At 65.9% G+C, this 13,755-nt stretch carries 14 protein-coding genes and 1 pseudogene; 10 read left to right on the top strand and 5 right to left on the bottom strand.

Going from position 1 to position 13,755, the window contains the following annotated elements; all coding sequences use genetic code 11:
• Positions 1 to 4 precede the first annotated feature (4 nt).
• The 3 genes from Q0082_RS06165 to Q0082_RS06175 all read left to right on the top strand — a co-directional run bounded on the left by Q0082_RS06165 (position 5) and on the right by Q0082_RS06175 (position 1,133).
• A complete protein-coding gene (locus tag Q0082_RS06165; RefSeq protein ID WP_298190902.1) occupies positions 5 to 316 on the top strand; it encodes an antibiotic biosynthesis monooxygenase in 312 nt (103 codons plus the stop codon).
• Positions 313 to 660: an arsenate reductase gene (locus Q0082_RS06170; protein WP_298190904.1), complete on the top strand. Its 348-nt coding sequence runs from the start codon at positions 313 to 315 to the stop codon at positions 658 to 660. Before Q0082_RS06165 ends, Q0082_RS06170 begins: the two co-directional genes overlap by 4 nt.
• Before the next feature lie 65 nt (positions 661 to 725).
• Entirely contained in the window at positions 726 to 1,133 is a 408-nt protein-coding gene (locus Q0082_RS06175) for a thioesterase family protein (RefSeq protein WP_366522519.1), read from the top strand.
• Between the two features lie 58 nt (positions 1,134 to 1,191).
• Here Q0082_RS06175 and Q0082_RS06180 read toward each other — a convergent pair whose 3' ends face one another.
• Complete coding sequence (locus Q0082_RS06180; RefSeq protein WP_298190906.1) at positions 1,192 to 1,377, bottom strand: hypothetical protein; 186 nt, start codon at positions 1,375 to 1,377, stop codon at positions 1,192 to 1,194.
• Positions 1,377 to 2,126 carry a bifunctional 2-polyprenyl-6-hydroxyphenol methylase/3-demethylubiquinol 3-O-methyltransferase UbiG gene (gene ubiG / locus Q0082_RS06185; protein WP_298190907.1) on the bottom strand — a complete coding sequence of 250 codons (750 nt, stop codon included), beginning with the start codon at positions 2,124 to 2,126 and terminating at the stop codon, positions 1,377 to 1,379. Before ubiG ends, Q0082_RS06180 begins: the two co-directional genes overlap by 1 nt.
• 94 nt (positions 2,127 to 2,220) lie before the next feature.
• On the opposite strand from ubiG, the gene Q0082_RS06190 reads away from it, so the two are divergent.
• The 3 genes from Q0082_RS06190 (at position 2,221) to Q0082_RS06200 (ending at position 6,551) form a co-directional block, all read left to right on the top strand.
• Positions 2,221 to 3,462: an aspartate kinase gene (locus tag Q0082_RS06190; RefSeq protein WP_298190931.1), complete on the top strand. Its 1,242-nt coding sequence runs from the start codon at positions 2,221 to 2,223 to the stop codon at positions 3,460 to 3,462.
• A 258-nt stretch (positions 3,463 to 3,720) separates the two neighbouring features.
• On the top strand, positions 3,721 to 4,731 hold the full coding sequence (locus Q0082_RS06195; RefSeq protein ID WP_298190909.1) for a nitronate monooxygenase: 1,011 nt from the start codon (positions 3,721 to 3,723) through the stop codon (positions 4,729 to 4,731).
• Between the two features lie 74 nt (positions 4,732 to 4,805).
• Entirely contained in the window at positions 4,806 to 6,551 is a 1,746-nt protein-coding gene (locus Q0082_RS06200) for a M64 family metallopeptidase (protein ID WP_298190911.1), read from the top strand.
• Positions 6,552 to 6,576: 25 nt separating this feature from the next.
• On the opposite strand, the gene Q0082_RS06205 is transcribed toward Q0082_RS06200, so the two are convergent.
• Both Q0082_RS06205 and Q0082_RS06210 read right to left on the bottom strand, forming a co-directional pair.
• Complete coding sequence (locus Q0082_RS06205) at positions 6,577 to 7,200, bottom strand: HNH endonuclease (RefSeq protein ID WP_298190912.1); 624 nt, start codon at positions 7,198 to 7,200, stop codon at positions 6,577 to 6,579.
• 236 nt (positions 7,201 to 7,436) lie between these two features.
• On the bottom strand, positions 7,437 to 8,879 hold the full coding sequence (locus tag Q0082_RS06210) for a M20/M25/M40 family metallo-hydrolase (protein ID WP_298190914.1): 1,443 nt from the start codon (positions 8,877 to 8,879) through the stop codon (positions 7,437 to 7,439).
• A gap of 162 nt (positions 8,880 to 9,041) precedes the next feature.
• Here Q0082_RS06210 and gyrB point away from each other — a divergent pair, with 162 nt between their 5' ends.
• From gyrB to Q0082_RS06230, 4 genes are all read left to right on the top strand, one after another.
• On the top strand, positions 9,042 to 11,579 hold the full coding sequence (gene gyrB, locus Q0082_RS06215; protein WP_298190916.1) for a DNA topoisomerase (ATP-hydrolyzing) subunit B: 2,538 nt from the start codon (positions 9,042 to 9,044) through the stop codon (positions 11,577 to 11,579).
• Positions 11,579 to 11,833 (top strand): hypothetical protein, encoded by a 255-nt coding sequence (locus tag Q0082_RS06220; protein WP_298190918.1) that lies wholly within the window; start codon positions 11,579 to 11,581, stop codon positions 11,831 to 11,833. The genes gyrB and Q0082_RS06220 overlap by 1 nt, the downstream gene beginning before the upstream one ends.
• 83 nt (positions 11,834 to 11,916) lie before the next feature.
• Entirely contained in the window at positions 11,917 to 12,306 is a 390-nt protein-coding gene (locus Q0082_RS06225; protein WP_298190920.1) for a DUF3592 domain-containing protein, read from the top strand.
• 749 nt (positions 12,307 to 13,055) lie between these two features.
• Entirely contained in the window at positions 13,056 to 13,421 is a 366-nt protein-coding gene (locus Q0082_RS06230; protein ID WP_298190921.1) for a DUF559 domain-containing protein, read from the top strand.
• Between the two features lie 83 nt (positions 13,422 to 13,504).
• Here Q0082_RS06230 and Q0082_RS06235 read toward each other — a convergent pair.
• Positions 13,505 to 13,755, bottom strand: a pseudogene (locus tag Q0082_RS06235) (ribonucleotide-diphosphate reductase subunit beta); the annotation flags it as partial.

Consider the following 13,755-nt stretch of genomic DNA (forward strand, 5'->3'; position numbering starts at 1 on the left):
CGCCATGTTCCTCGTCGTCTTCCGCAACCGCAAGCGCGCCGATCTGGATGCAGCGGCCTATTCCGCCGATGCCGATGCCATGGAGGTACTCGCCGCAGCGCAGCCCGGGTACCTTTCGTTCAAGAGCTACACTGCCGAGGATGGCGAGGTCGTGGCGATCAGCGAATGGGTGGACGAGGCCGCGGCGCTGGCGTGGCGGCGGGTGGCCGAGCACGCCGAGATGCAGGCCAAGGGCCGCGAGACCTACTACGAGGACTATACGCTGTTTGCGGGGACGCCGAACCGGGTGCACCGCTTTTCGAGGACCAAGGCATGACGATCACGCTCTATGGCATCCCCAATTGCGACACGGTGAAGAAGGCCCGCGCGTGGCTCGATGCGAAGGGAATCGCCTACACCTTCCACGACTACAAGAAGGCGGGCGCGGACCCGGCGAAGATCGCGGAATGGATCGCCGCGGGCGGGCGCGACAAGGTGGTGAACCGGGCGGGTACGACCTTCCGCAAGCTTTCGTCCGAGGATCAGGCCGCGCTTGGCGGTGATGGTGCGCCTGAGGTGCTCGCGGCCAATACCTCGGTCATCAAGCGGCCGATCGTGGAGCATCCGGGCGGGCTGCTGGTGGGTTTCAAGGAAGCGGAATGGGGTTCCATTCTGGGTTGAATTGACATGAAAAGATATGCGAGCCGACCTGTTCACTCCGGCGGAAGCGTGTTATCTACATTGGTGTGAATACCGCCGCACCTTTCGCCTACGCGATCACCGTCGATCCTGCTGACATCGACTTCATGGGGCACGTCAACAACGCGTCCTACCTCCGCTGGGTGCAGGACGCCGTGGTCGGCCACTGGCGCGCCTTTGCACCGGCGCAGGCGATTGCCGACCACGTGTGGGTCGCGACCAACCACAACATCACCTACCGGCGGCCGACGTTCCTCAACGACCCGGTGATCGCGCACGTGATTCTGGAGCGCGTGCAGGGCGCGCGGGCGTTTTACGAGACGATCATCAAGCGCGGCGAGGAAGTGCTCGCCGAAGTGAAATCGAGCTGGTGCTGCCTTGATGCCGCCACTCTGCGCCCGGCCCGGCTGGCGCGCGATTTGGTGGAGCGGTTCCTGCCTGCTTCGGTGGACTGAGCGGCGCGTCACCCCCGCTTCGTCATTCCCGCCTTCGCAGGAATGACGACGGCAGACTTCAGCGCAGCTTTGCGATTTCCAGCCCGTCGGCCTTGGCGCGAATCCAAATCGATTCCTCGCTGCGGGTGAGCGCCTTGGCGAGGCCCTTCAGCGCCATGCCCTTCTTCGCCAGCGTATGCAGCTTCTGCACCTCGTCAGTGGTCCAGGCCTGCTTGTGACGTTCGAAGACTTTGCCGGTGGCCATCAGACGTTCACCCCATCATGCTTCTTGGCCGTCACGATGTAATTGAGCGACAGATCATCCGACTGGTGGAGGCCCTTCAGCGGGCTCCACGAGATGCCCCTGGGGTTGCCCATCGCGAACCCGGCCTCGGCGAGCAGATCGCTCAGCTCCAACGGGGTGATGAAATCCTCCCAGTGGTGCGTGCCCTTGGGCACCATGCCCACGCTTTCCGCGGCGCCGACCAGCAGCAGGCGCGAGGCGGTGGTGCGGTTGGGGGTGGAGAGGACGAGCAGGCCGTCCTCGGCGACTGTTGCCACAAGGCCGGCGATGAAGGCGGCCTTGTCGGCGACATGCTCGATCACTTCCATCGAGGTGACGAGATCGAAGCCGGCAAGGCCAAGCGCCGCCAGTTCGCCGTGGCGATAGTCGATGGTCAGGCCGCTGCCGTCTGCATGAGCTTTGGCCGCGGCGATGTTCTCTTCCGCCGCGTCCACTGCCGTCACCGCCGCGCCCATCCGCGCGAGTGGTTCGGCGAGCAGCCCGGCGCCGCAGCCGACATCGAGCGCGCGGCGGTTTGCGAGCGGGCGCAGGCCCTTCGGATCGGCGGCGAAGTGCGAATCGATAGCCTCGCGCAGGAAAGCCAGCCGCACCGGGTTGAGCTTATGCAGCATGGCAGAGCTGCCCTTGGGATCCCACCATTCGGCGGCCAGCTTGCCGAAATGGGCGGCTTCCTCGGGCCGGATGGTTGCAGCGGTGGTTGCATTGCTCATGGAGCGACTCTAAAGCGCCGCGTCCGCGCGGTCGAGGGGCCGCGAGGGAAACCTTTTCTGATGCTGCAGGGGAATAAGCGTGGCCCGCATCGTGATGAAATTCGGCGGCACTTCGATGGCCGGGACCGAGCGCATCCGCCGCGTGGCCGGCATCGTCAAGCGCCAGCAGGAAGCCGGGCACGAAGTCGCCGTCGTCGTCTCGGCCATGGCGGGCGAGACCGACCGGCTGGTGAACTTCTGCCGGGAAGCCAACGCGCTCTATGACCGCGCCGAGTACGACGTCGTCGTGGCGGCGGGCGAGCAGGTGACTTCGGGTCTCCTCGCTCTCCATCTTCAGGCGCTGGGCTGCAAGGCGCGCTCGTGGCTCGGCTGGCAGCTGCCGGTGCGGACTGACGATGCCCATGCCGCTGCGCGGATCGAGGATATCGAATCGCAGGCGCTGCTCGCCTCGATGGCGGCGGGCGAGATTGCGGTGATCCCGGGCTTTCAGGGGCTGGACCCGGATGGCCGCGTGACCACGCTGGGCCGGGGCGGCTCGGATACCTCTGCGGTCGCGGTGGCCGCGGCGGTCCATGCCGATCGCTGCGACATCTACACCGATGTCGACGGCGTCTACACCACTGACCCGCGGATCGTGGCGAAGGCGCGCAAGCTCAAGTACGTGACCTACGAGGAAATGCTCGAGCTCGCCTCGGTCGGCTCGAAGGTGCTGCAGACCCGCTCGGTCAGCCTCGCGATGAAGGAAGGCGTGCGCGTGCAGGTGCTCTCCTCGTTCATCGACGAGAGCGCGCCGCTGGCCGACAGCATCCCCGGCACAATGATCGTGAGCGATGAAGAACTGGAAGGAACCGACATGGAACGCCAGCTGATCACCGGCATTGCCGCCGACAAGAACGAGGCCAAGGTGACGCTGACCCGCGTTGCGGACCGCCCGGGCGCGGTGGCGGCGATCTTCGGTCCGCTTGCCGAGGCGAACATCAACGTCGACATGATCATCCAGAACATCGCCAAGGACAAGGGCGAGACCGACGTGACCTTCACCTGCCCGCAGGCGGACCTCGCCCGCACGCAGGCGCTGCTCGAAGAGCGCAAGGACGCGATCGGCTATTATCGCATGATCGCCGACAGCAAGGTGGCCAAGGTCTCGGTGGTGGGCGTGGGCATGCGCAGCCACGCCGGCGTCGCCTCGACCATGTTCAAGGCGCTGGCCGACCGGGGTATCAATATCCAGGCGATCTCGACCAGCGAGATCAAGGTTTCGGTGCTGATCGATTCGGACGAAGTCGAGCTCGCCGTGCGCGTGCTGCACACCGCCTACGAACTGGACGCGGCCTGAAGTCCCGCCTCCCGGTGCCTTGTTGAGGACCGGAAGGCGGGGTGCGACCCGGGACCGGGCCTTGGTGGACCGGCTCTCGGCTTACGGGCAAATGCCAGACTTCACCTTTCTGCGCGCTGTATGCTGATCGATAAAACGACAAAACTTGGGCACAGAGATCGGAATTGACGATCATGGCGTCCATATCCCGCCTTGTTGCCGCCACGAAGCGGCCCTAAGGGCGCTTCCTCGCAGGCCGCGCAAGACGAGACGTTTCTGATGACCGCATACCCCAAGACCGCAGCCCTGATGGCGCGCGGTGCAGAATTCCTTGGCAGTGAACATGCCGTGCTGTGCGGCGCGATGAGCTGGGTTTCCGAGCGCCATCTCGTGGCCGCGATCAGCAATGCCGGCGGATTTGGCGTGATTGCCTGCGGGGCGATGACTCCCGAACTGCTCGACGCCGAAATCACCGCGACGGCGGCGCTGACGACCAAGCCCTTCGGCGTGAACCTGATCACGATGCACCCGCGCCTGTTCGATCTGATCGCGGTCTGCAGCCGCCACAAGGTTGGGCATGTCGTGCTGGCGGGCGGCATTCCGCCCAAGGGCGCGGTCGAGGCGATCAAGGCATTTGGTGCCAAGGTCATCGTGTTTGCGCCGACGCTGGCGCTCGCCAAGAAGCTGTTCCGCTCGGGCGCGGATGCGCTGGTGATCGAAGGTTCGGAAGCGGGCGGGCATATCGGCCCGGTTTCGACCTCGGTGCTGGCGCAGGAGTTCCTGCCTGCGCTCGCCAAGGATCACATCGTGTTCGTGGCGGGCGGGATCGGCCGGGGCGAGATGATCGCAAGCTACCTCGAAATGGGCGCATGCGGCGTGCAGCTGGGCACCCGCTTTGCCTGCGCCAGCGAATCCATCGCGCATCCGGCGTTCAAGTCCGCGTTCTTCCGCGCCAATGCGCGCGATGCGGTGGCGAGCGTGCAGATCGATCCGCGCCTGCCCGTGATCCCGGTGCGCGCGCTGCGCAACAAGGGCAGCGATGAATTCATCGCCAAGCAGATCGAAGTCGCGCGGCGGCTTGATGAAGGCGTGGTCGACATGGGCGAGGCGCAGCTCGAGATCGAGCACTTCTGGGCGGGCGCACTGCGCCGCGCGGTGATCGAGGGCGATGTCGAGAACGGCTCGCTGATGGCCGGCCAGTCGGTCGGCATGGTCACGAAGGAAGAGCCGGTCAGCGTGATCATGGCAGAGCTTATGGGAGAATGCGAAGGGGCGCTCGCCGAGCGCTGACAGGCGCCGACGCGCGTGATAGCCTGCTTCCCGAGGGGCCGTGCTCGGACGCATCGCCCGCGGGAGAAGGCAGCGTGGATCTCACCCCCATCCGTTCGACCGGCGCCGCTTCGGCGCGTGTCGACCTCGTCATCGTGGCCGAAGGCTATACCGCGGCGGAGCGCGACAAGTTCCTCTCCGATGCCAATGCCTTCACCACCTACATGCTCTCGGGCACGAACAAGACGCTGAACGATCCGTTCGCGACCTATGCCTCGCTGGTGAACGCGAGCGCGGTGTTCGTGGCCTCCAACCAGTCCGGCTACAGCACCGACACGGTAACGGTGGATACCGCGTTCGGCGCGCGCGCCTATCTCAGTGACGGGCGGCTGGTCTATGGCGATCAGGGCAAGGTCTATAATGCGCTGTCCTCGATCGGGGCCGATGGGAAGGACATCATCATCGTCCTGATCAATTCGGACAAGTATGGCGGCGCCGGTGGTTCGGTGGCCTGGGCAACCGCTGGCAATCCTTCGTCCTACGAAGTGGCGCTTCACGAGATCGGCCACAGCTTTGCCGGGCTGCAGGATGAGTATGTGGACCCGGCGCTGATCGACAGCTTCCCGCTCGACGGGCTCGTCAGCGCGCATGTCGCGACGACGAATGATCCCGCGAAAGTGCCGTGGAAGGACTGGATCGGCTTCACGGACGGGCTCGGCACGGTGGGCGCCTATGAGGGCGGCTACTACCGCTCGACCGGGGTGTGGCGCGCAACCGAAACCTCGAAGATGCTTTATCTCGACACCGCCTTCAGCGCGCCGGAGAAGGAAGCCTTCATCGACCGCTTCTATGCGGTGACGACCGGTCTGGTAGCCCTGCCGAAGCAGAAACTGCTCACCACCGCACTGGCGGCGACGCCCAACAACGCGCTGTTTGCCTTTTCATGGACGCTGGGCGGCCAGGCGGCCGGGACCAACTCCGCCTCGCTCGATCTCAGGGCGGCGATCAAGGCGGCGGCAGACGGGGCGATGACGCTGGACCTTGGCGTGACCATCAGGGATGCGACCGGCATGGTGCGCAAGGCCTCGGTGCTGGCGGACAGCCAGGAGACGGCGACCGGGCAGCTCCTGCTGACCAAGACCACGCTGGACGCCGCGCACACGACCTTCTCTTCGGCCGCAACCGGCAATCACTTTGTTCAGGGCACTGGCCTTGCCGATACGATTGCGCTGGCGGGCACGCTGGGCTCGCTGACCTGGGTCGAAGCGGGGGCGGGCAACGACCGTGTGACCGGCAAGGCCGGGGCGGACCTGTTCAGCGGCGGCGCAGGGGATGACATCCTTGGCGGCGGCGCGGGCAACGACCAGCTGCTGGGCGGCGCCGGGCTCGATCGGCTCGACGGCGGCGACGGGGCGGATACGCTCGACGGCGGGCTCGGCGATGACCGGCTGACCGGCGGGACCGGCAACGATACGCTGATCGGTGGGGCTGGTCGCGACGTGCTGATCGGCGGCATCGGCAATGACCGCTTCGTCTTCAAGCCGGGCGATTTCGGCGGGGCAACCCGCACGGCAGCCGACGTGATCAAGGGCTGGAACGCGGGCGATCGCATCGACCTCGGCAAAGTCGACGCGGACACGACCACCGCGGGCAATCAGGCCTTCGCGTTCCTCGGCACTGCGGCGTTCAACACCGGCGACAGCAAGATCGGCGAGCTTCGCTTCGAGGCGAGCGCGACCGGCGTGTTTGTCTATGGCGACCACAACGGCGATGGCATCGCCGATTTCGTGATCCGGGTGGACGGGGTTTCCAGCCTTTCGGCAGGTGACTTCATCCTCTGACGCCCCGTCATCCTCTGGGGCTGCGTCAGTTCTCGAGCTCGACGTCCCAGTAGAGCCAGTCGCGCCAGCTTTCGTGGAGGTGGCCGGGGGGAAACAGGCGCCCGCGCTCCTGCAGGTGCCACGAGGTGGGGCGGATCGGTTCGGTGATCAGGCGCATCGCGGCTTGCGCCGGTGTGCGCCCGCCCTTGCGCATGTTGCACGGCGCGCAGGCAGCGACAACGTTCTCCCAAGTCGTACGCCCGCCGAGGCGGCGCGGCACCACATGGTCGAAGGTCAGCTGATCGGGGCAGCCGCAATATTGGCACTGGAACTTGTCGCGCAGGAACAGGTTGAAGCGCGTGAACGCCGGGAACTCGCTCGGCCGCACATATTGCCTGAGCGCGATGACCGAGGGGATCTTCATGTCGAGCGAAGCGCTGTGGACCTCGCGCTCGTAGGTGGCGACGATATCGACGCGTTCGAGGAACACCGCCTTGATCGCGGTCTGCCAGGGCCAGAGGCTGAGGGGATAGTAGCTGAGCGGAGTATAGTCCGCGTTGAGCACGAGCGCGGGGCAATTCGAGAGATGACGGTCAGCCCCGAGAAATCCGGAGTCTCCGCCGTGGGGCCTGGCCTCAGCCGCCCGCTCGATCAGCGCCCTATGAAGCATGCTCCCGTCCGGCCCTTTCGCAGTTGCGCGCCAGGTGCCTCGCCCGGAGGCGAAGCAAGGCGCCTTCGGGGTGCGATGTGAGGGATGCGGATGACCGCTTCGTGACGCATGGGTGGAAAAGACCACAGGCGTGAGTCATGCGTCAAGGGGACGCGCGCATTCCTGTCCACAGGTGCATAGGCCTGTGGACAGGATGGGGATGATTTCCGCTAAAGCGAACGATTACAAGCCGATGACTACTTGGTGTAGGCCTTGACCAGTTCGTAGAGGTAGGCCCTGCCGGTCATCAACGACTTGACCTCCATCCGCTCGTTGAGGCCGTGGACGCCGTTGCCATCCGGGTTGCCCCAGCTGCCGGGCACGCCATAGGTCGGGATGCCGACCGCGCCGAGGAACACCGCGTCGGTTGCGCCGGTCGACATTGTCGGCACCACCGGCACACCGGGGAAGTACTTGGCGGCAAGCTTTTCCATCGGGCCGATGATCGCAGGGTCCATCGGCGGGGTCTTGGCGATGGGGCGTAGTGGCGGGGCAAGCGTGACCGAAACACCGGCATCGGCGACAACGGCCTGCAGCTCCTTCTGCACTTCCTCCACCGAGTGGCCGGGGAAGATGCGGCAGTTGACGTTGGCCCCGGCGCGCTGGGGCAGCGCATTGTTGGCATGGCCGCCATCGAGCAGCGTCGCGACGCAGGTGGTGCGCAGCATCGAGTGGAACGTGCGGTCGGTGTTGAGCACGGCCTCGGCCGAGGTGTCCGCCGGGTTGGCGGCAATCGCTCGCATCGCCTTGCCGAGATCGTCATTCCGCGCAGCGCCCGCCTTGGCGAAGAAGGCGCGTGTGGTGTCGGAAAGCTCGAGCTTGAAATCGTAGTTCTGCAGCTTCACCAGCGCCGCAGCGAGCTGATAGATCGCGTTGTCGCGCACCGGGATCGAGCTGTGGCCGCCCGGATTGCGGGTTTCGAAGCGGTAGTTCTGCACACCCTTCTCGCCGACCTGGATCGATTCCACCACCAGCTTGCCGCCTTCGGACACGCCCTTGCCATCGGTGTCCCCGCCGCCGCCTTCGTTGAGCGCGAAGGCCGCATCGATCAGATCGCGCTTGTTCTTTGCCAGCCATTCGGCGCCGTTGAAGGCATAAGTCGTCTCCTCGCCGCAGGTGAGGGCGAGCTTGAGCGTGCGCTTCGGCTTGAAGCCTTCCTGCTTGAAGCGGATCAGCGTATCGACCCAGCTTGCCGCCATCGCCTTGTCATCGCTCGTGCCGCGGGCATAGAAGTAGCCGCCCTCCTCGATCAGCGTGAAGGGATCGCGCACCCAATCCTCGCGCTTGGCTTCGACCACGTCGAGGTGCGCAAGGAGGAGGATCGGCTTCTCGGTATTCGAGGTGGCGCTGTTCGTTCCCGGCATGACGGCGACGAGGCCGCCCTCCTTCGGCTTCTCCGGCGTGGCGAAGATCGTCAGCTGATCATCGGTGAAGCCGGCGGTCTTGAGCCGTGCGGCCATGCGCTCGGCAGCCAAGGTGCAGCTGCCGGAAGACAGCGTCGTGTTGGTTTCGACGAGCTCCTTGTAGAGGCTGCGGAAGGCTTCCTCACCGCCGTAGGGATCGGCCTTCGCGGCCGGGGCAGCGAAGGCAGGAGACGAAAGCAGGGCGGCGGAAACGGCGCCGGTCAGCAGCTTGCGCATGGGGCGAGAGGTCCTCTGGCTGGGTGTTGTGAAGCGGGTTTCAGCACGATTGGCGCTCCGCCGCCAGCCCCCCTTGGCGCGCCGGGTGAAATGGGGCTCTCCCTTGTGTAAAACAGGCCGGATTCGCTTGGGAAATCGGCCTTCAATGCCTATGTCCGAAAGATGGCCAGTACGAACGAAAACATCCCCAACGCCAACGAATATGGCGCCGATTCCATCAAGGTCCTGCGCGGGCTCGATGCGGTGCGCAAGCGCCCCGGCATGTACATCGGCGATACCGACGATGGCTCGGGCCTGCACCACATGGTGTTCGAGGTTTCCGACAACGCGATCGACGAAGCGCTCGCGGGGCACTGCGATCTCGTGCTCATCGAATTGAACCCCGATGGTTCGGTTTCGGTGGAGGACAACGGCCGCGGCATACCGACCGGCATTCACGCCGAGGAAGGCGTTTCCGCCGCCGAAGTGATCATGACCCAGCTCCATGCGGGCGGGAAGTTCGAGAACACCAGCGACGACAACGCCTACAAGGTTTCGGGCGGCCTCCACGGCGTCGGCGTCTCGGTCGTCAACGCGCTGTCCGAATGGCTGGAGCTGACGATCTGGCGCGACGGCGAGGAGCACTGGATGCGCTTCGAGCATGGCGACGCGGTGGCGCCGCTCAAGGTCACTGGTCCGGCGCCGGCCGACGGCAAGGGCGGGGTCAAGAAGGGCACCCGCGTGACGTTCTTTGCCAGCCACGATACCTTCAAGAACGTGACCGAGTTCGATTTCGACAAGCTGGAGCACCGCTACCGCGAGCTCGCCTTCCTCAATTCGGGCGTGCGCATCCTGCTGCGCGACAAGCGCCATGAGGAGGTCAAGGAGCACGATCTCTACTACGTCGGCGGCATCGCGGCCTTTGTGAAGTACCTCGATCGCAACAAGCAGCCGCTGATGCCGGAGCCGATCGCGATCGGCGCCGAGCGCGACGGCATCGGCATCGATGTCGCGCTGCAGTGGAACGACAGCTACTACGAGAACGTCCTCACCTTCACCAACAACATCCCCCAGCGCGACGGCGGCACGCACCTCGCCGCGTTCCGCGCGGCGCTGACGCGGACGCTCAACGGCTATGCGGATCGTTCGGGGATGCTGAAGAAGGAGAAGGTCAGCCTTACCGGCGATGACATGCGCGAGGGGCTGACCGCGATCGTTTCGGTCAAGCTGCCAGACCCGAAGTTCTCCAGCCAGACCAAGGACAAGTTGGTCAGCTCCGAAGTGCGCCAGCCCTTGGAAGCCCTGATGGCCGACAAGATGAGCGAATGGCTGGAGGAAAACCCCGCCCACGCCCGCGCCGTGATCCAGAAGGTGATCGACGCCGCTGCCGCGCGCGAGGCCGCCAAGAAGGCGCGCGAGCTGACCCGGCGCAAGGGCGCGATGGATATCGCCAGCCTGCCCGGCAAGCTGGCCGACTGCCAGGAGCGCGATCCCGCCAAGTGCGAGCTGTTCCTCGTCGAGGGTGACAGCGCCGGCGGTTCGGCCAAGCAGGGGCGCGACCGGCACTTCCAGGCGATCCTGCCGCTGAAGGGCAAGATCCTTAACGTGGAGCGCGCGCGGTTCGACCGGATCATCGGCTCGAAGGAAGTCGGCACGCTGATCCAGGCGATGGGCACCGGCATCCGCGACGAGTTCAACCTTGCCAAGCTGCGCTATCACAAGATCGTGATCATGACCGACGCCGACGTCGACGGCGCCCATATCCGCACGCTGTTGCTCACGTTCTTCCACCGCCAGATGCCCGAGATCATCCGCGAGGGGCACCTCTTCATCGCGCAGCCGCCGCTCTACAAGGTGGCGAAAGGCAGGAGCGAGGTCTACCTGAAGGACGGGCCGGCGCTCGATCGCTACCTCGTCGAAGCGGGGCTTGCCGGGCGGATGCTGGAAACCGCGGGCGGTGCGCGCAGCGGCGCAGACCTTGCAGGCCTCGTCGATCACGCGCTGCGCTTCCGCAACCTGATGGCCTTCGCGCCCAAGCGCTATGATCCGACGATCATCGAGGCGCTGGCGCTCGCCGGGGCGCTGGAGCCGGAAATGACCGCGGCGGAACGCGAGGCGGCGCTGGCAGCCAGCGTGCGCTGGATGGACCGCGGCGAGCACGATGCGCGCTGGGTGGCCGAAGTGGCGCCCGACGGCGGCTATCGCATCCAGCGCGTGTGGCGCGGGGTGACGGACCAGCACACGATCGAGCCCGGCTTCCTCTCGAGCGCCGAGGCGCGCAAGCTCGCCCGTCTCGCCGGGGAACAGGCCGAAGTCTATGCCATGCCGGCGCGGCTGGTGCGCACCAGCACCGCGGTGGTCGAGCCTGAACCCGAGGCGGTGCTGGAAGAGCAGGAGGGCGAGGCCGAACCTGCGGCGCCGGTGCGGCCTGCGTCCAAGGAAAGCGCCGGAATCACGCGGCCTTCCGAACTGCTCGCGCAAGTGCTGGCGGCTGGGCGCAAGGGCCTTGCCATCTCGCGCTACAAGGGTCTGGGCGAAATGAACGCCGATCAGCTGTGGGAGACGACGCTCGATCCCACCCAGCGTTCGCTGCTGCAGGTGAAGATGGAAGACGCCGACGTGACCGACGAGATCTTCACCCGCCTGATGGGCGACGTGGTCGAGCCGCGGCGCGATTTCATCCAGGAGAACGCGCTCAACGTGGCGAACCTGGACGTCTGATGGCGGGTGCGACCCTTGCCGAGATCCCCTGGGATCAGGCCGCGACGATGATCGACCTCGAAGGCCGCGTGCCGATCATCGGCACGATCCGCGAGTGCGCGATGCACTTCACGCTCTACAAGGCCCATGCGAAGGAGAACGCGCGGCTGCTGCTTACGGTGCCGGTCCACCGCGAGGGGCGGGCGACGCGGACGTGGCTGCTGGAGCCGGCGGAGATCGCGGTTTTGGCCGATAGGCTGAAGGAAGAAGAATAGCAGCAGGGGCCATCGCCCCTGCACCCCGGGAGCTGGGGTGGCGCGAAACGCGGATTTAATCCGCCTGTGCCATGCTTTCTGCGATGGAACTCTATTTCCTCCTCGCCGGGCAGGCGCTGTGCCTGTTCAGCCTGTGGGCCATTGCCCGCTACGATTGGGTGCGCCTGACGCGGCCTGCCGTGCGCGTGGACGCAGAGGTGACGGGCTACCGCTCGACCTGGAACGAAGGCGCGCGCAGCTACGCGCCAGTTTACCGCTTCACCAGCGAGGGCGGCGAGCATGAGGTGGTGGAGGCGGTCTACAGCGGGGCGCAGAAGCCGGATCTGGGGACCGTGGTGGCGCTTCGCCATCCCGCGGGGCGGCCAGATCTGGCGCACGTGCCCCGGCCGCTGATGTGGCTTGCGGTCTATGGCCTGCTGGTCTTCATGGACGGCATGCTGCTGGCGAAGATGATGGGGTGGATCGGGGGCTGACTTCTTGCCCGCAGGCCGCATCTTCCCCTCGCCATTCTCGCCAGAACTTTCCCCTCGTCATTCCCGCGAAGGCGGGAATCCAGGGCGGCCCTGCGCTGTGCCTCTCTGGATCCCCGCCTGCGTGGGGATGACGAAAGTGTGAGGTGTTGGATTTGGGCGCACGGCGGCGCGGCCAGTGGGCAACAGGGGTGGATCGCGCGGCCGGTGCGGCGCCGTTTGAAGGCGCTGCGGGAAGGACGTCGCAGTGCTGCATCGTTGGCGAGTGGCCGGAAGGGGCAGGAACCGATCCGGCTCGACCTGAAAGGGACCAGACCCGGATGCCAGGGGCGGCTCGCATACCAGCCGGCAACCTGCTTCACGGGACTTTGGGCCGAGGCCGGAGCCGGAGCGAAGCGTGGGCAGTGATCCACATCAGCACGGCATCTGCCGGGCCGAGGCCTTGGGACGACGCCCCGCCTTGAACCCGCAGCCCGCACCGACCGCGTCAGCCTTTGGCGTGAGCCTCGGGCCAGAAGAGCGGGGGGAAGGCTGGCCTCGCCTGCTCCCGATCCGGGGAAGCGTTTAACCTATTTGGTTTGTTTTGTCAAGTTGGCGGTGTTGGGGTTGCCTCAATCGTCGCCGGCCCACCCCTAGCCCCTCCCGCAAGCGGGAGGGGGACTCCACGGATCACACCACCGTGGAACAAGTTGCGGAGGGTCTGGCTCCCCTCCGGCTTGCGGGAGGGGTTGGGGGTGGGCACTCTCCGCGTGATGGTGAAGTTCAAGCCTCGCGATACGCAACGCGCGCGGGAATTGCGCAGTCAGGCGACGCCGGCGGAACGGTTGCTGTGGCGTTACCTCGCGCGAGGGCAGCTCGACGCGAAGTTTAGTCGGCAAATGCCGGTCGGTCCGTACTTTGCAGACTTCCTGTGCCGGGAACTTATGCTGGTCGTCGAGATCGATGGGTTCAGCCACGAGATGCGTCAGGATTCTGACGCTACTCGGACACAAGTGATCGAGGCGGCAGGTTATCGGGTGCTGCGTTTCACGAACGCGGAGGTTTTGGGGAATGTGGAGGGTGTGGCGCAGGCAATTCGGATGGCGGTTGACGTGGTGAGGTCGCTGACCCACCCCTGACCCCTCCCGCAAGCGGGAGGGGGATGCGAGCGCTGCGCTTTACCCCCCTTCCGCTTGCGGGAGGGGTCGGGGGTGGGTTTTCCTTACTCCGCCGCGATCCCCGCCGCCTTGAACATGTCGGCCTCAGCCTCTTCCACCAGCTCGTTCGCCGGTTCGGCCGACTTCGCCTTGCGGCGCGAGTCAAAGCTCGACCACACGGTGTTCCAGTCGCCGCGGGTGGCGGCCTTGGAGTATTCGGTGGCGCGGGTTTCGAAGAAGTTGGCGTGTTCGACGCCGTTGAGCAGCGGGGTGAGCCAGGGGAGGGGGTGTTCCTCGATCATGTAGATCGGGGCGA

The sequence above is a fragment of the Novosphingobium sp. genome (assembly GCF_027489515.1).
In the GTDB taxonomy this organism is placed as follows: Bacteria; Pseudomonadota; Alphaproteobacteria; order Sphingomonadales; family Sphingomonadaceae; genus Novosphingobium.